Source organism: Acetobacter sp. AC2005, from assembly GCF_037901235.1.
GTDB lineage: Bacteria > Pseudomonadota > Alphaproteobacteria > Acetobacterales > Acetobacteraceae > Acetobacter > Acetobacter oryzoeni.
Map to the genome: position 1 here is coordinate 1419744 of NZ_CP149625.1, position 19092 is coordinate 1438835.

The 19092-nt window shown below is 52.0% G+C and carries 19 protein-coding genes, 1 pseudogene and 1 riboswitch; of the genes and pseudogenes, 8 read left to right on the top strand and 12 right to left on the bottom strand.

The window, feature by feature from the left end; translation table 11 throughout:
• Positions 1-76 precede the first annotated feature (76 nt).
• Positions 77-541, top strand: a complete 465-nt coding sequence (ruvX, locus tag QQM41_RS06950) for a Holliday junction resolvase RuvX (RefSeq protein ID WP_003626252.1) — start codon at positions 77-79, stop codon at positions 539-541.
• 152 nt (positions 542-693) lie between these two features.
• On the top strand, positions 694-1134 hold the full coding sequence (locus tag QQM41_RS06955) for an endoglucanase (RefSeq protein ID WP_339076673.1): 441 nt from the start codon (positions 694-696) through the stop codon (positions 1132-1134).
• A 90-nt stretch (positions 1135-1224) separates the two neighbouring features.
• Here the strand turns inward: QQM41_RS06955 and QQM41_RS06960 are convergent, their stop codons facing one another.
• From QQM41_RS06960 to QQM41_RS06970, 3 genes are all read right to left on the bottom strand, one after another.
• On the bottom strand, positions 1225-1560 hold the full coding sequence (locus QQM41_RS06960) for a hypothetical protein (protein ID WP_339076674.1): 336 nt from the start codon (positions 1558-1560) through the stop codon (positions 1225-1227).
• Entirely contained in the window at positions 1508-2794 is a 1287-nt protein-coding gene (gene gabT, locus QQM41_RS06965; RefSeq protein ID WP_050818700.1) for a 4-aminobutyrate--2-oxoglutarate transaminase, read from the bottom strand. The genes QQM41_RS06960 and gabT overlap by 53 nt, the downstream gene beginning before the upstream one ends.
• Before the next feature lie 160 nt (positions 2795-2954).
• Positions 2955-3902 carry a LysR substrate-binding domain-containing protein gene (locus tag QQM41_RS06970; protein WP_050818698.1) on the bottom strand — a complete coding sequence of 316 codons (948 nt, stop codon included), beginning with the start codon at positions 3900-3902 and terminating at the stop codon, positions 2955-2957.
• Positions 3903-4019: 117 nt separating this feature from the next.
• Positions 4020-4240, top strand: a riboswitch (cobalamin riboswitch).
• A 405-nt stretch (positions 4241-4645) separates the two neighbouring features.
• On the opposite strand from QQM41_RS06970, the gene QQM41_RS06975 reads away from it, so the two are divergent.
• Positions 4646-4864 carry a CbtB-domain containing protein gene (locus tag QQM41_RS06975; protein ID WP_050818696.1) on the top strand — a complete coding sequence of 73 codons (219 nt, stop codon included), beginning with the start codon at positions 4646-4648 and terminating at the stop codon, positions 4862-4864.
• 23 nt (positions 4865-4887) lie between these two features.
• Positions 4888-5622 carry a CbtA family protein gene (locus tag QQM41_RS06980; protein WP_339076675.1) on the top strand — a complete coding sequence of 245 codons (735 nt, stop codon included), beginning with the start codon at positions 4888-4890 and terminating at the stop codon, positions 5620-5622.
• A gap of 118 nt (positions 5623-5740) precedes the next feature.
• Here QQM41_RS06980 and QQM41_RS06985 read toward each other — a convergent pair.
• From QQM41_RS06985 to QQM41_RS07000, 4 genes and pseudogenes are all read right to left on the bottom strand, one after another.
• Positions 5741-6782, bottom strand: a pseudogene (locus tag QQM41_RS06985) (carbohydrate porin).
• A 164-nt stretch (positions 6783-6946) separates the two neighbouring features.
• Positions 6947-7498 (bottom strand): iron transporter, encoded by a 552-nt coding sequence (locus tag QQM41_RS06990; protein ID WP_196332591.1) that lies wholly within the window; start codon positions 7496-7498, stop codon positions 6947-6949.
• Between the two features lie 33 nt (positions 7499-7531).
• Positions 7532-8353: an FTR1 family protein gene (locus QQM41_RS06995; RefSeq protein ID WP_087651604.1), complete on the bottom strand. Its 822-nt coding sequence runs from the start codon at positions 8351-8353 to the stop codon at positions 7532-7534.
• Positions 8354-8356: 3 nt separating this feature from the next.
• A complete protein-coding gene (locus QQM41_RS07000; RefSeq protein WP_014457553.1) occupies positions 8357-8716 on the bottom strand; it encodes a cupredoxin domain-containing protein in 360 nt (119 codons plus the stop codon).
• A 74-nt stretch (positions 8717-8790) separates the two neighbouring features.
• Between QQM41_RS07000 and QQM41_RS07005 the strand changes: the two genes are divergently transcribed.
• A complete protein-coding gene (locus QQM41_RS07005; protein ID WP_128106104.1) occupies positions 8791-9321 on the top strand; it encodes a hypothetical protein in 531 nt (176 codons plus the stop codon).
• Between the two features lie 75 nt (positions 9322-9396).
• Here the strand turns inward: QQM41_RS07005 and thiC are convergent, their stop codons facing one another.
• A complete protein-coding gene (gene thiC, locus QQM41_RS07010; RefSeq protein WP_339076676.1) occupies positions 9397-11274 on the bottom strand; it encodes a phosphomethylpyrimidine synthase ThiC in 1878 nt (625 codons plus the stop codon).
• A 411-nt stretch (positions 11275-11685) separates the two neighbouring features.
• On the opposite strand from thiC, the gene QQM41_RS07015 reads away from it, so the two are divergent.
• Complete coding sequence (locus tag QQM41_RS07015; RefSeq protein WP_050818684.1) at positions 11686-13173, top strand: sugar porter family MFS transporter; 1488 nt, start codon at positions 11686-11688, stop codon at positions 13171-13173.
• Positions 13174-13268: 95 nt separating this feature from the next.
• On the opposite strand, the gene accC is transcribed toward QQM41_RS07015, so the two are convergent.
• The 3 genes from accC to aroQ are packed head-to-tail and all read right to left on the bottom strand — an operon-like array spanning position 13269 to position 15537.
• On the bottom strand, positions 13269-14612 hold the full coding sequence (accC, locus tag QQM41_RS07020) for an acetyl-CoA carboxylase biotin carboxylase subunit (protein WP_339076677.1): 1344 nt from the start codon (positions 14610-14612) through the stop codon (positions 13269-13271).
• The gene (gene accB, locus QQM41_RS07025; protein WP_339076678.1) at positions 14612-15085 is read right to left on the bottom strand and encodes an acetyl-CoA carboxylase biotin carboxyl carrier protein; all 474 of its coding nucleotides are present in this window, start codon (positions 15083-15085) and stop codon (positions 14612-14614) included. Before accB ends, accC begins: the two co-directional genes overlap by 1 nt.
• Positions 15085-15537 carry a type II 3-dehydroquinate dehydratase gene (gene aroQ / locus QQM41_RS07030; RefSeq protein ID WP_003626846.1) on the bottom strand — a complete coding sequence of 151 codons (453 nt, stop codon included), beginning with the start codon at positions 15535-15537 and terminating at the stop codon, positions 15085-15087. The genes accB and aroQ overlap by 1 nt, the downstream gene beginning before the upstream one ends.
• 233 nt (positions 15538-15770) lie before the next feature.
• On the opposite strand from aroQ, the gene QQM41_RS07035 reads away from it, so the two are divergent.
• The gene (locus QQM41_RS07035; protein ID WP_408874558.1) at positions 15771-16391 is read left to right on the top strand and encodes a septal ring lytic transglycosylase RlpA family protein; all 621 of its coding nucleotides are present in this window, start codon (positions 15771-15773) and stop codon (positions 16389-16391) included.
• Positions 16392-16495: 104 nt separating this feature from the next.
• Here QQM41_RS07035 and QQM41_RS07040 read toward each other — a convergent pair whose 3' ends face one another.
• Complete coding sequence (locus QQM41_RS07040; RefSeq protein WP_230844589.1) at positions 16496-17476, bottom strand: YihY/virulence factor BrkB family protein; 981 nt, start codon at positions 17474-17476, stop codon at positions 16496-16498.
• 272 nt (positions 17477-17748) lie between these two features.
• Here QQM41_RS07040 and QQM41_RS07045 point away from each other — a divergent pair, with 272 nt between their 5' ends.
• Positions 17749-19062 (top strand): type III PLP-dependent enzyme, encoded by a 1314-nt coding sequence (locus QQM41_RS07045; protein ID WP_339076679.1) that lies wholly within the window; start codon positions 17749-17751, stop codon positions 19060-19062.
• Positions 19063-19092: the final 30 nt, after the last annotated feature.

Genomic DNA, 19092 nt, shown 5'->3' on the forward strand with positions numbered 1-19092 from the left:
GCGGACCCCTCTTTTCTTGATCTCAATAGGAAGAAAGCACCTAGCATAATCGCGCGAAAGGCAACATACCGTCCGTATGACACTGCTTAGCCTGACAGACCTTGTTGCAACCCTGCCCAGACACGCACGCCTGCTAGGGATAGACCCCGGCAAAAAGCAGGTGGGGCTGGCGCTTTCCGATGTTTCCCGCATGGTGGCCTCACCATTTCAAACGGTAAAACGCGGGAAACTAGGGCAAATGGCCAGCTTTATTCGTGATCTTGCCAAAGAACACGAAATTGGCGGCATGGTTGTGGGGATTCCCCTTTCCTTAGATGGGTCCTTTGGCCCAGCGGCGCAGGCCAGCCGAGATTGGGCGCTTGCGCTTTCGGAACAGACAGGCTTGCCCGTATGCCAGTGGGATGAACGCCTTTCTTCATCAGCAGTGAATCGTATGCTTATTGATGAAGCTGATCTCTCCCGCGCGCGGCGGGCAGAAATGGTGGATCGGCTGGCTGCAGCATATATCTTGCAGGCCGCGCTGGACTCTCTGCCGCGTTAAACGTGTTTGGCAGAACTGCCACGGATGTGGCGTACATTTGCCATAAAGCCTTTGAATACTTACCTTTAGCAATAAGGTTTTCACTTAAGAGGATGTATCTCGTGTCTCATAATTCTTTTCGGACGGCCGCTACAACTCTGCTGGGTGCTGCCATGTTTGCTTTAAGCCTGCCTTGTGCTCACGCTGAGGAAGGCATGCTGGGCCGCGCATGGGATAACACCCGCCAAGGAACCGAGCACGCTTGGAACAAGACCAAGGAAGGCACGAACAAGGCTTGGGAAAAGACAAGCAACGGCACAGAAAAAGCGTGGGACAAAACCAAGGACGGCACCCGCAAGACTTGGGACAAAACCACCGAGGGCAGTGAAAAGGCATGGGATAAGACCAAAGAAGGCACCCATAACGCCTGGGATAAAACCCGCGAAGGTACGGAAAAAACTTGGGACAAAACCAAAGAGGGCTCTCACAAGGTTTGGAACAAGACAAGCGAAGGGACCGAGCACGCTTGGGACAAAACCAAGGAAGGCACAGAAAATGCCGCGCACGATGTTGGCCGGTGGGGTCAGAACACGTTTTCTGATGATAAAAAATAACGCTGCATAACGGCGCTAAAAAGCCCGCTCTACCTTTGATGGTAGGCGGGCTTTTTTGTTGTTTGCGCAAGAACAGGAGGGATGGCGTATTTAATGTTTGATATGTGCGGCTTTGCGCATTTTTAAATTGTGCAAAGTTTGCAGTAATTTGCGAAAAGAATTTTGTATTTGCAGCCAATACGCGCCAAATGCTGTCATTCTGGCCTCCTGTTTTTCTTGATCGTTATTTTCAAGAGTAAGCAGGAATGATGGCCTGACTATGACGATATATTTGGTGAAATGAATTCTGATTTTAAAAATATATGACAAGGCAAAGAAAAAGGCGGCCCCAAGAAAGGCCGCCTTTTTGCTGATAACTGCAGAAAAATGCAGATCAGGCTTTTGCTTCTTCCAGCAGAATCTGTTCGATGATGTCCAAGCCTTCATCAACCAGTTCATCAGATGCGGTCAGCGGTGTCAGAATGCGGATGGTAGCGCCCTGCACACCACAGGCCAGAAGGATCAAGCCTTTTTCACAGGCACGGGCACATAGTTTGGAACCAAAGCCTTTGCGCTGTTCCACACCAGCATGGTGTTCCAGAATATCAAAGGCAACCATTGCGCCCAGCCCACGCGGCATGCTGACAGGCAGCATATCTGTGCGCTTGTGCCAGCCTGCAATGCGGGCTTTCAGGCGTTCACCCATGCTGTTGGCGCGGTCCAGAAGCTTTTCTTCTTCAATAATGTCCAGCACGGCCAAGCCAGCAGCACAGCCCAGCGGCGCGCCAGCATATGTGCCACCCAAGCCACCCGGAGGCACGGAATCCATCAGTTCTGCACGGCCAATCACGCCGGAAAGCGGGAAACCGCCTGCCAGAGATTTGGCAATGCACACCAGATCGGGTTCTACGCCAGAATGCTCAATACCAAATAGCTTGCCAGTACGGGCAAAGCCGCTCTGCACTTCATCTGCAATCAGCTTAATGCCGTGCTGGTCACAAATGGCGCGCAGGTGTTTGAGCAGTGCTGTAGGGGCAACGCGGAAGCCGCCTTCACCCTGCACAGGCTCAATAATAATGGCAGCCACATTGTTGGGGGAGATATCAGCCGCAAACAGGAAGTTCAGCATCTTCAGGCTGTCTTCCACCGTGATGTCATGATCATCGGGGAAGGGGATGTGGTAAACTTCGCCCGGCAGTGTGCCGAAGGGTGCTTTGTAAGGCAGAACCTTACCCGTAAGCGCAGAAGCCAGCAGCGTGCGGCCATGGAAGCCGCCGCAGAAAGCAATCACGCCATTGCGGCCAGTTGCTGCACGCGCAATTTTTACGGCGTTTTCTGTAGCTTCACCACCCGTGGTGAAAAAAATGGTTTTGGCATCGCCAGAAAACGGTGCGCGGGCATTCAGCTTTTCAGCCAGTTCAATATAGGGCTCGTAAGCAGAAACCTGAAAAGCCGTATGGGTAAAACGGTCTAGCTGCTTTTTAACAGCGTCCATCACTTTTGGGTGGCGATGGCCAACGTTCAGAACGGCAATGCCGCCGGCAAAGTCAACATAGCGCTTGCCTTCCACATCCCAGATTTCGGCATTTTCTGCGCGGTCTGCAAAAACGGGGGTGGAGGTAGCAACGCCGCGTGGCACAGCATTGGTGCGGCGGTTCAGAAGGTCTTTATTCGTGGCCATTAATATGGGCTCCCGGGAACTATGTTGCGGGCAAAGTTGTTTCTGTTCCGTAAAATGTTTCGCGGGGGAGGGGGAGGAGATTTTTTGTTGCCTCTGCGGTGATAAAAAGTCACCAGCAATTGAGCACGTTCATATCGTTACGTAGGCGCTTAACTGCATTTTAAGGGAGGGTATGTGTGCTTTGCGTTTCCAGTTCCACCTGTTCCAAAAGCCAGTTTCGGAATGTGATGAGAGATTTTTTCTCCCATGTGGCAGTAGAAGCGCGCAGAAGATAGGCCCCTAGGGCTACTTCTCGCAAAGGGGTTTGCGTAGGCTGCACCCGCACAAGGTGGCCTGTTTCAAGATCATTTCCCAGCAGAAAGATATTGCCAAGAGCAATGCCTTCTCCGGCGCGGGCAGCCGCCAATGTAATATGGGCCTGCCACAGGCGTGTTGCGGCAGGTAGTTTTGTGCAGGCTACATTTTGTGCGTGAAACCAGAGTTTCCATTCGGCTTCATCTTCTTCCTGCAATAAGGGTGCACGGAGCAAATCTGCTGTTGTGCGGGGCTGCCCGCCCAGTTCTGTAAGACATGTGGGGGCCGCTACCGGAAAAACATCTGGCCGGGCAATAATCATGCTGCGTGTGTTGCGGGGTTCAGCTAACGGGGCATCATCACGCACATAACCGATATGAGCATGATTATCTGTTTCCACGCCCGTAACGTGGAAAGCCGTATTCGCATCTACTGGGCGCAGCATGATTTCCAGTTGAGGGTGCGCGCGCCGAAAGGAGGAGAGCCGCGGTAGCAACCAATGGTACGCAAAACCATGCGCGCAGGTAATGGTAAGAGGGGGCGTATGGTTGCGGATATCTGCCGTGGCCGTGGCCAGTTCTTCCAGCAATGGGGTGATGCGGGAATAATAAGTGTGACCCGCTAATGTAAGGGTTCCTGTTTCCTTATCCCGTAAAGGTGTGCCTAAAATATTTTCCAGATCCCGAATGTGGCGGCTGATGGCTGCGTGATCTACGCGCAGTTCTGCTGCTGCCCGTCTGATACCGCCTGTGCGTGCAAACGCCGTAAAGGCATTGAGCATGGCTAGTGGGGGAATGCGGTATCGTTGGTCCATAAGTCGCCAGTCAGGGAAAAGTCTGCAGAAACAGGTGGGTTAAAATGGCGGCTCTGGCAAGAGTTATACCTGCATAATCAGGCAAAGATTGAAATATGAAGCAAAAATAAGGTAAGGGTTGCGCCATCTTACAACGGTCCCGCGCAAGCGGGTTTGAAAGGGAATGCCGGAGGTTCCTGCTTTGGAACCCAGTCGGCAACTGCCCTCGCAACTGTAGGCGGAGAGCCTATTACTCCTTAGCCGCATAAAGCGGCAGTCACTGGTGTTCGCATCGGGAAGGCTGAGTAATGCGCAATGACCCGCAAGTCAGGAGACCTGCCGTTGTTGTCTTGTTTAATCGCCGGGCGAGGGAACCGGAGATGGATGATTTGCGATGTTTACTCCTCTGCCCTGGGCAGATTTCTCCTTAAATACATCTTGGGCTTTTGTCTTCACGCGGCGTGGTGAAGTGTAACAATGCTTTGTGTTCCAAATAGAATTTGGAAGAGGTTTTGGTATGCTCTGCACCGTTGATTGCTGGTTGGCGAGAATCTGACGGATGGAGCAGGCAAGTACCTCACATGGAATGACGTTCCTTTTGGGTGCCGCTTTTCTCAAGGTGGGAGAACAGCAGGCGTGCTCGGAATGCCCTTGCTGTTAGGCTTCGTCCTTCTATGATGAGGGCCGACCAAACCATGAAATTCTGTTTCACACTCTTTTGTGCCTGCTCTGGCGGGCTTTAAATTTAAAAAGGATACAACATCATGAGCACATCTGTTCATACAGCTATGCCGGTTGCGGCAGCGGGCCAGAGCATTCCGGTTCGTGCCATTCTGCCTTGGGCTGTTTTCGGCCTGATTGTTTCTGCACTGCTGATCTACTTTGTAGGTGCAGAGCAGGGCGCCACTTCCCTGATTTCCGGACATGCTGTGCATGAATTTGTGCATGATGGCCGCCATCTTCTTGGTTTCCCCTGCCACTAAGGCACGAGAGGAAAGTTTTACTCATGGTTGGTCGTCTTTTAGCCCGCGGCATGGTCGCGGGCATTCTGGCTGCATTGCTTTCTTTTGTATTTTCAAAAATTTTTGGTGAACCGCAGGTCGCTTTGGCTATTGCGTTTGAAGCCGCTCAGGATGCTGCTGCAGGTGCCGCGCCAGAACCTGAACTGATAAGCCGTGGTGTGCAGGCATCTTGGGGCTTGCTTACTGCTGTGCTGATGTACGGTGCCGCATATGGCGGTATTTTTGCGATTGTTTTTGCATTTGCCTATCAGCGTCTTGCAACATTAAGTCCACGCGCTATGGCATTATTGCTGTCTGGCGTTGGGTTTTTAACGTTTGTGCTGATACCAGATTTAAAATATCCACCCAACCCACCTGCAGTTGGGCAGGAAGAAACCATTGCGCTGAGGACAGAAATGTATTTTGCAATGGTTGGTCTTTCTATTGCCATTTCCATGATTTGTTTGTTGGTGGGGCGCGCACTGTCTAACGTAATCGGGCATTGGAACGCGGCTGTATGTAGCATTATTCTGGGGATTGCGCTTGTCGCCGCTGTGCAATTTGGTCTGCCAGATTTTAATGAAGTGCCAGACAATTTTCCTGCTGTAGTGCTTTGGCGTTTTAGAGAAGCATCTATCGGAATGCAGATTGTTTTGTGGTCTGTATTGGGGCTGGTTTTTGGTGCTTTGGCTGAAAAATGCCTGCCATCAGCAAACGGTGTGGCGCGGAAGACTGTCTGATTTTTCCGAGCGGCCTTCTATACAAACTTTGCGTGTATAAAAAAGCATTTCCTAACGTTGCCATTTTTTCCATTTATGGAATGGCAACCGAAAGGGAATGCTTTTTTATTTATAATTTTTAGAAAGTGATGTTGGAATGGAGCCCAAAAATGGCTTCATTCCCGACAAGGCGGTTGCCCGTCCAATCCGTTACACCGCCAGAGGGATGCCAGACATATTGGAAGTCTGGCTGCATGACCCACCAAGGGGTGACCTGTGCCTGATAGGTAAGTTCCAGATGGTTTTCATTGCCTTGTACAGGTGCGCCAGAGTTACGATCATACCGCCGCTGGCCAGAAGAAGCACGGCCAATGCCCCAGCCTAGGCCCACCGTATCATTATCACGTCCCTTGAACGGGGCTTTAAGATTGATGCCCGCATCAATGGCAAAGCTGATCATGTTTCGGTCCCCACCATTACCTGTGGCCCGTGCAAAAATGCCTACAGATTGTGGAGATTGGAGTGAAGGGCGCCAGATCATCTGGTCAATAATACCATAGACCATCCAGCTTGCCGTCCAGAAAAGACTGCTGATACCATAATTCGAACAGGCGCGTGGAACGATCGGCCTCAAATCCACTAACCGGGTTGAAGTTGGCCAGATGATCCTGAGAGATGGAGCGCCCGCGCAACTGTAGGGCGCTGACATTAAATGTGCCCCCTTTCAGGCCAATCAGTTTTTCCAAATCTACCGTCAAGGTTGGCATAGTTACACCGTCATAGGCTGGGCCGGTGCCCGAACCACTGGCGCCATCGGCCCCTGATGCTGTGCCACCTGTGGCGTTGCCCCACAGTTCATCCACTTCCTGAATATCAAAGCTGATACCGTGTTTGGCCATCCAGTCCCGAGCGCCCCACATATTACCCAATAGGTGGTCGCTCATGTCTGGTGTGTCATCGCCCTTTTTCTCGGTAGCTGCCGCTTCTGCTGCGCGTTGGGAATCTCGCACTGTTGCTGGATCAATTTGCTCAATCAGTGGCCCAGAATTGCCCAACCGGCGGCGGTCCTGCTCAACCTGCGTCTCTTCTGCATGTGCTAAAACAGGGGTGGTGGTGAGAATGGTTGCGCAAAGACAAAAAAATTTCAGAAATGTTCTGTTATATCTATGATGTTTTTGCATGGTCACAGGTTGCTCTGATGGTAGGTATGGATGATTGATATTCGGCAATGGAGAATCATTCTCAATTAGAGCGTCTCAAAATGCAATTAGAATACGACCTTCATAAGTGCAGGGCAGGGGTGTTAAAAAGAGAGGGCAAAGCCCTCTCTTTTGGAAGTTTCTTATTATTTCTCAGGATATGAGAAAGTGAATGATTCCGTAAAGGGCTGCCAAAAGCCGGGTGTGCCGGTTTCTTTATCTGTGTGATGAAGGAAGCCATTGGCTTCTGGTGAGCTATAGCTGAACACCACTGTATAGCTGCCGGGGCCATCCATTTTAACGTTATTGGCGTAATGCGGGCCATCTTTTGCTGTCATCGGGTGCAGCGTGCCCTGATTTTTCCAGTCAGATCCCTTTTTGGTAAGGGTGTAATCAACCTTCAGGTAGGGAACCCAGGCACCATCGGGAAAGCCCCACTGGTTATCTGCCGTAGCATGCACATCTGTTTCCAGATGGATGGTATCCTTGCCCATGGCCATGTCTGATGTCATGGGCATCATGTCAACATCAAGCAGGTAGTTTGCGGCTATTTCCATGTCATGTGCATGTACGGGGCCACCCACCGGGTATTCACGCGCGGCAGCGGGAAGCGCAATGGCAAGGGTAAGAACCGATGCTGCGGAAAGAATTGAAAGATAGGATTTCATGTGTCTGCACCTCAAGTTTTTGTAAGGCACAGTGGCAGATATTTTCTGCACACCTGTGACAGATTATGAAGCGCTGGATTGAGGACGTGTGCGAACAAAGCGTTCAACCACAATCAGTCCGGCAAGTGTCAGCACCCATACAAGCAGTTGAATGCCCATTGGTCTGTCTGTGTATCCAATCAGAACTTTGGCCGTACGCCCAAGCATACTACCATCAGACAGCAGCCAGGATGTATCCCAGATATCGTATCCCAGAGCGGGGATCAGATCATCATTCGCCAAGATGGCAGCGGCCTGACTGGCCATGCCAGCAGCTAGAAAGGAGACCAGAACATTCGTGACTGCAAAAAGATGTTTTAGAGGAATGATAATCAAGCCTCTATAAAGCGCCCATGAAAGTGCAGCTCCGCCCACAACACCAAGTAGGCCGCCTGTAAACATGGGCACAAAACCGGTATGTGCGGATACGGCAATACCATACAGGAACAGCACAACCTCCATGCCTTCACGCAAGACAGCTACGGCAACAACTGTAGCTAAAGCGAAAAGGGAGCGGCTTCCTTCTGATACTTCTTTACCAACACTACGCATTTCTTGAGCAAGCTCACGACCGTGGCTTGCCATCCATATAACATGCCAAGAAAGCATAAGAACAGCGATGCATAGGATAGAAGCAGAAAAGATATCCTGCCCGTTGCCAGAAAAAGCCTGAGAGAGTTGCCCCGCAAACATGGCCACAATGGCTGCGCCAACAACACCCGCCCCAATGCCGCCGGAAACCCACCATCCGCGCCCCGGAATGCCCCGCGTGGCTGCAAGCACGATGCCAACAATCAACCCGGCTTCCATAACCTCGCGAAAGACAATAATCAGGCTTCCAAGCATAATTTACTTCTTTTCTTCTGCTGTAACGGTACCCTTGGCCTCGTCTGGATGGTAATCATCAAAAAAAGTATAGGTTCCAGGGTGTAGAGGCCCGGCATGAACTTTGATTGTTCCTTGTGGAACAACAATTTTTTCAAATTTCATATCGTAGCTTTCGAACTCATCAGTTGTCGTGTCCTGATTATTGAGTTCGATCATGAATCGCTCCCCAGCTGGAACGGTGATATGATCAGGCTCGAAATGATGATCTTTGACAGTAAGCTGAAAAACTGTTTGAGAATGGGCCTGCTGAGGGAAACATATCCATGCACCTGCTAACAGAGGAATGGCTGCTACAAGCAGTTTCATTGTATGATACTCCATCAGTCATGCCGTTTGGATTAGTGCGAATCATTGTCAAAGTCAATCACACCAGATAACCCGCGAGCCTAACGCTTATGTCATCTCATCCCTTGGCGTTCCTACGCCTGCCCAACTCCTTGCTTATGGCGTTAGATAGTCGGGCTTATCATTTCTGGTTCCAGCCAGTGCATTACCTTGCAAGAATCGTGCATATTCTTACAATGGCAGCGTTTTTCGGTCTGGAATTTCTGTTTATTCTTGCTGTTATTCAAAATCTGGATCGGCCAACAGTGGTGCGTATTTCACGGTTTATGGTGAAACCACTGCATATCAGTTATGCTTTGGCTATGATCTCCGGCTTTGCTTTGTTTTTTTATGATCCAGTGCATATTGGCAATCGGGCATATCTTTCCCCCAAACTTATCGCACTGGCCGTAGCTGGTGTTCTGGCGTGGTTTGGGCACAAATCCATTTACTGGCCAGTTATGGCTGGGCGCGACAATGAGCTGCCAAAATGGACAAAGGCATTTTGCGTGGCATCCTGTGTGGTATGGGCCGCTGTTATTGTGTTTTCGTGCCTGAATAGTGAAGGTGTGCCGAAAGTTTATTTAAGACACTATTTCTAATAACAGTGATTTTTTGCGGTATAAAAAAGCCCCGGACATATTTGCCCGAGGCTTTTTTAGTATCAATTTGGCAACTTACTCTGCTGGCACATAAACTTTGCCACCAGCTTGCCGGAACTCTTCGGTTTTCTGTTCCATGCCAGCAATGCGTATGGCGTCTTCTTTCAAATCCTGACTGATACGCATTGAACAGAATTTGGGGCCGCACATTGAGCAGAAATGTGCACTTTTATGGGCCTCACGCGGCATGGTTTCATCATGATACGCGCAGGCTGTATCAGGGTCCAAAGAGAGGTTGAACTGATCTTCCCACCTAAAGGAGAAGCGTGCGCGGCTTAGGGCATCATCCCGGTATTTTGCAGATGGGTGACCTTTTGCAAGGTCAGCGGCATGCGCTGCAATGCGATAGGTAATCACGCCTGTTTTCACGTCATTCCGGTCTGGGAGGCCCAGATGTTCCTTGGGTGTGACGTAGCAGAGCATGGAGGTGCCAAACCATCCGATCATGGCGGCACCAATGGCAGATGTAATGTGGTCGTATCCTGGTGCAATGTCTGTGGTCAGCGGGCCAAGCGTATAGAAGGGGGCCTCCTTACATTCTTTTAGCTGCTTATCCATGTTGGCCTTGATCTTGTGCATGGGCACATGGCCCGGCCCTTCAATCATGACCTGGCAGCCTTTTGCCCAGGCAATCTCTGTCAGTTCACCCAGGGTTTCCAGTTCGGCAAACTGTGCAGCGTCATTCGCATCAGCAATGCTACCGGGGCGCAGACCATCGCCCAAAGAGAAGGACACATCATAGGCGCGCATGATGTCGCAGATGTCTTCAAAATGTTCGTATAGGAAGCTTTCACGGTGACCATTCAGGCACCAGCTTGCCATGATGGAACCGCCGCGTGAAACAATACCTGTAACGCGGTTGGCTGTGAGTGGCACATGCTGCAACCGTACACCGGCATGAATGGTAAAGTAGTCCACTCCCTGTTCTGCCTGTTCAATCAGAGTATCACGGAACACTTCCCAGCTCAGTTTGCTGACATCTCCGCCCACTTTTTCCAGTGCCTGATACAGGGGCACAGTGCCGATAGGTGTGGGGGCGTTTCGTAAAATCCAGTCACGGATATTGTGAATATTCCGGCCAGTGGAAAGATCCATTACGGTATCCGCACCCCAGCGGATGGACCATACAAGCTTTTCCACTTCTTCTGCTGCAGATGAAGTGATGGCGGAATTACCGATATTGGCGTTAATTTTTACAAGAAAATTACGCCCGATAATAACGGGTTCCAGCTCTGGGTGGTTGATGTTTGCTGGAATAATGGCGCGCCCGCGGGCAATTTCCTGACGAACAAATTCAGGCGTGATGAATTCTGGAATACTGGCACCAAAGGATTCACCATCTTCCAGACATTGGGCAGCATCATCTGCTGCTTTCTGGCGGCCCAGATTTTCGCGGTGGGCCACGTAAATCATTTCGTCAGTAATAATGCCAGCCTTGGCGAACTCATACTGCGTAACAAGCTGGCCTTCTCGCCCTTTAAGCACGGTATGTGGGGCAGGGCAGGGTGCTACAAGGTAGTTACCTTCTGCATTACCATTGTCTTCTGGCTTAATGTCGCGTGGTTTGATGTGCTCAAAGCCGCGTGCAGCCAACCACGATGCCCGAATTTTTGGCAGCCCTTTGTTAACGTCAATTTCTACAGTGCTGTCTGTGTAGGGGCCGGACGTATCATACACACGCACAGGTGGTTCATTTGCGGAAGGTTCCAGCATGATTTCGCGGAAAGGCACGCGCATGTCCGGCCGATCGGCAGGGCTGGAATAAACTTTGCATGAGCCACGGATGGCACCGGTTGTAACATGCCCCGGAGCGGGTGCAGCCGTATTGGCGGGTTTAGGGTTGCCCCCTACAGTAGGAGGGGCCGCATTTTGTTTGGAATCAACTGAAGACATGACGTTATCGTCTCCTCTGCCGAGAGGAGGACAGGTCTGAAAAAGACTCCGCTTGTATGAGCGGCTAGGTTCGGAAAGAACATAACTGTCTTTTCAGGCACCAGTCCCTCCGCCGGTATAAGCCGGATCAGGTTCCCCACCAAAACATCATGTTCTGGCGGCAGGGTCGCCACGGTGCCCGAAAGAATCGTGCAAAAAGTGGCCTCTCAGTTCCTTACCGGAACCCCCCTTGGTATCAGACAGCAGATAGCCTTAAGCGCGATTATGTCAAGAAAAATCAAAGGGAAACGAAAAACGAATGCGTGCGTTTTGTAAGGGTAAAATGCGTAAGGCATAAAAGCCTATTTGTGACATAATAAATAAAATTATGTCAGCTATGCAATAATTTTCTGATTGTGGCATAATCACGACATGAAATCTGAAAAGAAACGAGCTCAAGAAGCTATACAAAATCTCGAAATTTCTCCGTATGCCAAGCACGTGTTGTGGATTGCAGCATTTGTTTCTGCCATTTGCGGCGGTCTTTACGGCTACGATACCGGTATTATTTCTGGCGCCCTTCTTCTTATTACAAAAGATTTCCATCTGACTTCTGGTCAGGAGGAAATTGTTACATCAGCTATTCTGGTGGGTGCTGTTATTGGTGCCATGGGCATTGCCAACCTGTCAGAACGTTTTGGCCGCCGTGTTTCGGTTATGGTCGTTACCGCAGTTTTTGTTGTTGGCGCATTAGCGTGTTCCTACGCACCTAATCTTACCAGCCTGATTATTGCCCGCGTGTTTTTGGGCTGTGCGGTAGGTGGTGCCACGCAGGTGGTTCCAACATATATTTCGGAATTGGCTCCAGCCAGTAAGCGCGGCAATCTGGTAACGCTGTTTAACGTGGCTATTGGGATCGGCATTTTTCTGGCCAACCTGGTTGGCTTTACCATGCGTGAAAAATGGGGTTGGCGCCCCATGATATCTGTGGCCGCCATTCCTGCTGCCTTTGTTTTCATCAGCATGTTTTTCCTGCCCAAAAGCCCACGTTGGACTGCTGAAAATGAAGGGCTGGAATCTGCTGTGGAGCAACTGGGGCGCGTGCGTTCTTCCCGCAAGGTCATTCAGCGTGAGATCAATGAGATCCATGCCAATGTTGTAAATCTGGATGAAGATGAACGCGGTTGGAAAGGCTTGATGCTGCCGTGGGTGCGTCCTGCACTGATAGCAGCATTAGGGATTGCTTTCTTCACCCAGGCAGGTGGGTTGGAGATGATGATCTACTATACCCCTACCTTTCTGTCTGATGCTGGGTTTGGAAATTCATCCGCGCTGCTGACCAGTTTAGGGATCGCGCTTGTCTATCTCATCATGACTCTGCTTGGCTGCCTGTTTGTAGATAAAATTGGCCGTCGGCGCTTGGTGCTGATTATGGGGCCGGGTTCTGTTGTCAGCCTTATTGGCTTGGGCATTGTGTTTGCCATGCACCCCGCTCAGGGCAGTGTAGGAAGTTGGCTGATTGTGGCCTTCCTGCTGCTGTTCATGCTGTTTAACTCTGGCGGTATTCAGGTTGTAGGCTGGCTGTTGGGCGCTGAACTGTTCCCGCTGCCTATGCGTGCTGCGGCAACCAGCATACATGCGGCCATGCTGTGGGGGGCAGACCTTCTGGTAACATCCACAGCCCTGACGCTGGTGCAAACAGTCTCTCTGGGTGGCACCATGTGGATTTATGCAGGGGTTAACCTTGCTTCGGTGTTGTTTGTTTACTTCTGTGTGCCGGAAACGGCTGGCGCAACATTGGAAGATATTGAAACTGCTCTGCGCCGCGGAGAGTTCCGCCCGCGTGTTGGGCAGGATCCTCGCATTCGTTCTTATGATGAGGAAGAAGAGGAAGCAGTTGGTGTGATGCCCAACGCCTAATGGCTTGTTCTGCTTCCTGAGCATAAAAAACCCGGCGACATCTGGAAAGATGTGCCGGGTTTTTTATGGCTGTCAGAAAAGAGCCGAACCACAGTTTAGTGCGGTTTGGCTGTAAACTGTTCCAGCCAATGAATGGTGTAATCACCCTTCTGGAACTCAGGATCTTCCAGAATACGGCGATGCAGCGGAATAACGGTTTTAATACCTTCCACCACAAACTCATCTAAAGCGCGCTGCATGCGGGCAATGGCCTGCTCACGCGTGGGGGCATGCACGATCAACTTGGCAATCATGCTGTCGTAAAAAGGCGGCACACGGTAGCCGGTGTAAAGGGCGCTATCTACACGCACACCCAAGCCACCGGGTGGGTGGTAAACAGCAACCGTGCCGGGGCAGGGGGTAAAGCTGTCTGGATCTTCCGCATTGATACGGCATTCAATGGCGTGGCCAGAAAATGAAATATCTTTCTGCGTATAACCAAGCTTCTCACCAGCGGCCAAGCGAATCTGCTCACGCACCAAGTCTACATCGCAGACCATTTCGGTCACTGGATGTTCCACCTGAAGGCGTGTGTTCATTTCGATGAAGCAGAATTGCCCATCCTGATACAGAAACTCCAGCGTGCCCGCGTTGCGATAGCCCATTTTAGAGAGAGCCTGCGTGGCTGTCTGCCCAATGGCATCACGCTGTTCTGCTGTCAGGGCCGGAGAACCAGCTTCTTCCAGAAGTTTCTGGTGACGGCGCTGGAGAGAGCAGTCGCGCTCGCCAAAATGAACCACGTTGCCGTAATTGTCCCCCAGAATCTGGAGTTCAATATGGCGCGGCCGATCCATGTATTTTTCCAGATAAACGGCATCGTTGCCAAAAGCAGCGCGTGCTTCGGCGCGGGCCATTTTCCAGGCGTCTTCCAGATCGCCAGCCGTTTGGGCCACCTTCATGCCACGGCCACCACCGCCAGCCGCAGCCTTGATCAGCACCGGATAGCCGACTTTGTCAGCAACTTCGCGGGCTTGTTCCAGGCTTGTCAGTTCACCATCAGAACCGGGCACCAAGGGCACGCCCAGCATCTGCATGGTGGTTTTGGCGGTAATCTTATCCCCCATCATGCGGATATGTTCCGCCGTTGGGCCGATAAAGGTCAGACCATGTGCTTCTACCGTTTCGGCAAAATCAGCATTTTCTGAAAGAAAACCATAGCCGGGGTGAATGGCTTCCGCCCCTGTAATGGTGGCTGCAGAAAGAATCGCAGCCACATTCAGGTAGGAATCGCGCGAGGCTGGCGGCCCGATGCAAACAGCTTCATCTGCCAGCCGAACGTGCATGGCGTCTTCATCCGCAGTGGAATGTACCGCTACGGTCTTGATCCCTAGCTCCCGGCAGGCGCGCAGGATACGAAGGGCAATTTCGCCTCGGTTGGCGATAAGGATCTTGGAAAACATTACTCAATAATAGCAAGCGGCTGGCCGTATTCCACCGGGTCGCCCGAAGCCACCAGCAGGGCCTTGAGCGTACCACCTTTGGGGGCCTTGATCTGGTTGAAGGTTTTCATGGCTTCAATCAGCATCAGGGTCTGGCCGGCGGTTACAATCTGGCCTTCGCTTGCAAAAGGAGGGGAGGACGGATCTGGCGTCAGGTAAGCCACACCCACCATTGGGCTGTTGACAGCACCGGGGTGGCGGGAAAGATCTGCCGGAGCGGCAGGTGCTTCGGCTTCAGCCGGGGCTGCGGCGGGAGCCGGTGCCGGAGCAGCAACAGCCTGCGGCGCTGCGGCCACAGCCTGCACAGGGGCAGGCATGCGGGCAACGCGAATGCGGCTGTCCTTTTCCGATACTTCAATTTCAGTCAGGCCGGTTTCGGCCAGAATTTCAGCCAGAGCCCGAATGGCCTCCGCATCCACGAGCAATCCGCTCATCAGTCATCCTCATTCAGAATAAGATCGGTCATTGCCTGCAATGCCAGAGAATACCCCGCCACGCCTAGCCCACAGATAACGCCTGTAGCGGCGCGAGAGACATAGGAATGATGGCGGAATGGCTCGCGGCGGTGAATGTTGGAGATATGAACCTCAATCACAGGCAAGTCTGTTGTCAGCAGGGCATCCAGCAAAGCGATAGACGTATGCGTATAGCCCGCCGGGTTGATGATGATGCCCTGTGCCCGCTTGCGGCAGTCCTGCACCCAGGAAATCAGCTCACCTTCAATGTTGGTCTGGCGGAAATCTATGGCCAGGCCCAGCTTCTCAGCTGTTTGCAGGCAAAGTTGTTCCACGTCGTCCAGCGTTGCCCGCCCGTATATTTCGGGTTGGCGCTGGCCAAGCATATTCAGGTTGGGGCCGTTGAGCACAGCAATAAGAGGTCTTTCCATAACAGGAAGGGGCCGTAGCACGATGCTGCCCCGTATCCAAGAGAAGAGGCAGGCTGGGGGACAGGAAAATGCACTCTAGCAAAAAAGCATGCAGCGGAGTTACGCGCTTTAAGGCCATATTTTTGTCACGATAAGCGTGTTGAACATAAGTGACTATAAATCTGTATTTGCAACTCGAAGGTCGAAAAAGATTGCTTTTACAGTGTGAACACGGTCTTCTGGCGAACAGAACGATGTCAGAAAATGGAGTAAACAGGCGGATGTCAGCCCTGCGCCGGGCACTTCTTGGAAGTGTGTTTGTTATGTCTTCTCTTTTGTCGGCTTCAGCTGTTCAGGCAGCAGAGGCTGGGCAAGGCGGCACAGCGTGGGCAGATTCTGTCCGCCGTGCTTTGGCTGGGCGTAGCGCACAGACAGTCGCCACCGCGGATTCTGATACCAATCAGGCCCATCGCATTTTCCAGAAAGGTGTTGCCAGTTGGTATGGGGGGCGTTTCCATAACCGCCGCACATCTTCGGGTGAACGGTTTGACAAGGGTAGCCTGACAGCCGCGCATCCTACGGCTCCGCTAGGTAGTAAACTCCGCGTTGTTTCAGAAGATACAGGCCGTTCTGTGGTGGTCACAATCAATGATCGTGGGCCTTATAGCCGTGGGCGCATTATTGATGTGTCCAAAGCCGCAGCCGCGGAACTGGGGATGTTGAACAGCGGCATTGCCCATGTGCGGGTAGAGCCTGCTCCGGTTGAAGTGGCTTCTGCACCAGATGATGGTGGTTTGGCGGATAATACCCTTTCCTTGCAGAATACGGCGCCGCACACGGGTCGCGCCCTTCATAGGGCGCGTCATCGTCGTTAAGAGATAGCGCAATCAATTTTTACGAGAAGCAGATTGCTGTGAATTAAAAAAGGGTGTTCCGATCGGAACACCCTTTTTTTAATGAGTTTTGAGGGGCTGATAGGTCAGACTTCTAAAGGCTGCCGTGTAATGCCGCGGGCATAGCTTTCCATTTCAGCATTCAGTTCGGCACCCATCAGCACAACCCATGCGGTTACAAAAAACCACATCATGATGGCGATAAACGCGCCTAATGGCCCATAGGTGGCGCTGTAACTGGCAATGTGTGCCACGTAGTAGGAAAAGCCGAGCGATGCCGCAATCCACGTTAATGTGGAACATAAGGCACCGGGCAGAACCCAACGCCATTGGGTAGCGATGTGCCGATTGGGGCCAAATCTGTATAGCGCAGAAAGTGCTAGGGTTTCGAAAGTAAACATCACCACCGGGCCGCTCCATCGGGCCATAAATTCAATGGAACCGGGCGGGGTGGGAATATGCAGCCATGCTGGCAGGTTAAGCAGCAAGGGCATAGCCACCATAAGCGCCAATGTGAGCACAGCCCCCAAAATGCCCGAGAGCGTAAGGGCAAAGGCGGTAATCTGGAACACAAAGAAATTACGATTTTCCCGTGTATTATACGCAATATTCAGGGCCGAAATAATAGAGCGCGTTGCGGCAGAGGCAGACCACAATGCCACACTAACCGAAATAATCAGGTTGAATGTGAGCGAGGATGGCGGCTCAGCTACAAGTGTCTGCACGCGATCATACAGCAGATTGAAGGCATTGGGTGGCAGCAGGCTGCGCAAGACTTCCATCTGTGGCGCCACGGTCTGCACATCAAAAGCCAGCCCGTAAATGGAGATCAGGGAGCTGATGGCGGGGAACAGAGAGAGCGTGGTATAAAATGCGCAACCCGCGGCAACCAGCGTAGTGGGGCCGGAAATAAGGCTTTTGACGGTGCGCTGTAAAATGATCTTCCAATCTTTCCGCCCCAGTTCAGAAGGGCGAGAAAAATTGGGCTGCACATTTTCATGAATCGTGTGGGTTGGGGAATCCGGGTGCACAGATGGGCGCGTATCGGGCTGACAGATAACCTGCATCGGGATTGGAGCGTCCTTCGTTAAGGTAAAAGGTACCTTCTGCGGCACCAGCGATAAACTTGTAGCGGCACACCAAACACTAACGACCTGGTGTGAGGTAAAGAGGCATACTTTTTTGCAGGAACAAAAAGTTAACACTGCATGCGTTTGCCAAAAACGACATAAATGCCGTGTATAAAGCTTGCCTTGTCTTATCGGGCATAATGGCCAAGTGCCATGTTTTTTTATTTTTTGCGTGTTTTTGACTTGCACTTGTTGCGCTTTGGCCTCATATGCACGCCCCTACGCAGCAACGCACGTGCCACTGGCCCTCTGAGGTTACGCAACGACGTCAAGCGTTCTGGCAATCGGGATGTTTCGTGCATCTGCCTTTGGTCGCTGGTCCGTTAGACCGTTTCGCAACGTCCTTCTCCGCGCTGTTCAGGCGGGGGAGCCTGATCTGGGGGAGTGGGGATATGAATCCCAAAATCACCCGTTTTATCGCCGAGCAAAAGCCGGCAACGCCTTGCCTTGTTCTTGATGTGGATGCAGTGGCAGACCGCTATCATGCTTTGGGCAAAGCTTTGCCGCAGGCTCGTATTTACTATGCCGTTAAAGCCAACCCGGCGCAGCCTATTCTGCGGCGGCTGGTTGAACTTGGCTCCTGCTTTGATGCCGCTTCGTGGGAAGAAGTTTCCCTGTGCTTGCAGGCAGGTGCCAGCCCGGATGCCATTTCCTTTGGCAATACGGTCAAAAAGGTTTCTGCTATCCGTGCTGCTTATGAGGCCGGTGTGCGGATGTTTGTTTTTGACTGCCGGGAAGAGTTGGAAAAACTGGCCGCTCATGCGCCGGGAAGCCGCGTTTACTGCCGCCTTCTGGTAGATAACTACGGGGCGGAATGGCCGCTTTCCCACAAGTTTGGCACCACAGTGGAATCCGCCAAGGAACTGATGCTGGCCGCCAGAGAACTGGGGCTGGACCCGTATGGTCTCTCCTTCCATGTGGGCAGCCAGCAGCTTTCTGCGGAAGCTTATGAGGTTGCCATTGCCCGTGCGGCTGCCCTGTTTACAGACTTAAGCGCCGCTGGTCTGGATTTGCGCATGGTCAATCTGGGGGGCGGTTTTCCTATCCGCTACCGGGATGACGTGCCAGAGATTGATCATTTCACCACGGCCATTTTCCGCGCCATGACAGAGCATTTTGGCAATGCGTTGCCAGAAATGTTGGTGGAACCCGGCCGCTTTATTGTGGGTGAAGCTGGCGTGGTGCGCTCGGAAGTTGTGCTTGTCAGTGCGCGTGGGCGCAAGGATGGGCTGCGCTGGGTGTATCTGGATATCGGGCGGTTTGGTGGCTTGGCGGAAACAGAAAACGAGTCCATTCGCTACGCGATTCGTACCAGCCGTGATGGGTCTCCCACAGGGCGTGTGGCATTGGCCGGGCCAACCTGTGATGGTGCGGATATCATGTATGAGAAAACGCACTACGAACTGCCGTTGGACCTGGCCGCAGGAGAGCAGGTCGATCTGCTGGGGGCGGGTGCTTATGTCTCCACTTACTGTGCAACGGGGTTCAATGGTTTTGCACCCTTAACCGAGCATTATATCTGATCCGATGTGAGGGCAGGCCAGCCTTGTGTT

Coding starts and splice junctions, on each gene's coding strand:
- ruvX (WP_003626252.1), top strand. CDS start 77: ATGACACTGCTTAGCCTGACAGACCTTGTTGCAACCCTGCCCAGACAC.
- QQM41_RS06955 (WP_339076673.1), top strand. CDS start 694: ATGTTTGCTTTAAGCCTGCCTTGTGCTCACGCTGAGGAAGGCATGCTG.
- QQM41_RS06960 (WP_339076674.1), bottom strand. CDS start 1,560: ATGAAGGCTTGGACATCATCGAACAGATTCTGCTGGAAGAAGCAAAAG.
- gabT (WP_050818700.1), bottom strand. CDS start 2,794: ATGGCCACGAATAAAGACCTTCTGAACCGCCGCACCAATGCTGTGCCA.
- QQM41_RS06970 (WP_050818698.1), bottom strand. CDS start 3,902: ATGGACCAACGATACCGCATTCCCCCACTAGCCATGCTCAATGCCTTT.
- QQM41_RS06975 (WP_050818696.1), top strand. CDS start 4,646: ATGAGCACATCTGTTCATACAGCTATGCCGGTTGCGGCAGCGGGCCAG.
- QQM41_RS06980 (WP_339076675.1), top strand. CDS start 4,888: ATGGTTGGTCGTCTTTTAGCCCGCGGCATGGTCGCGGGCATTCTGGCT.
- QQM41_RS06995 (WP_087651604.1), bottom strand. CDS start 8,353: ATGCTTGGAAGCCTGATTATTGTCTTTCGCGAGGTTATGGAAGCCGGG.
- QQM41_RS07000 (WP_014457553.1), bottom strand. CDS start 8,716: ATGGAGTATCATACAATGAAACTGCTTGTAGCAGCCATTCCTCTGTTA.
- QQM41_RS07005 (WP_128106104.1), top strand. CDS start 8,791: ATGTCATCTCATCCCTTGGCGTTCCTACGCCTGCCCAACTCCTTGCTT.
- thiC (WP_339076676.1), bottom strand. CDS start 11,274: ATGTCTTCAGTTGATTCCAAACAAAATGCGGCCCCTCCTACTGTAGGG.
- QQM41_RS07015 (WP_050818684.1), top strand. CDS start 11,686: ATGAAATCTGAAAAGAAACGAGCTCAAGAAGCTATACAAAATCTCGAA.
- accC (WP_339076677.1), bottom strand. CDS start 14,612: ATGTTTTCCAAGATCCTTATCGCCAACCGAGGCGAAATTGCCCTTCGT.
- accB (WP_339076678.1), bottom strand. CDS start 15,085: ATGAGCGGATTGCTCGTGGATGCGGAGGCCATTCGGGCTCTGGCTGAA.
- aroQ (WP_003626846.1), bottom strand. CDS start 15,537: ATGGAAAGACCTCTTATTGCTGTGCTCAACGGCCCCAACCTGAATATG.
- QQM41_RS07035 (WP_408874558.1), top strand. CDS start 15,771: ATGTCAGAAAATGGAGTAAACAGGCGGATGTCAGCCCTGCGCCGGGCA.
- QQM41_RS07040 (WP_230844589.1), bottom strand. CDS start 17,476: ATGCAGGTTATCTGTCAGCCCGATACGCGCCCATCTGTGCACCCGGAT.
- QQM41_RS07045 (WP_339076679.1), top strand. CDS start 17,749: ATGCACGCCCCTACGCAGCAACGCACGTGCCACTGGCCCTCTGAGGTT.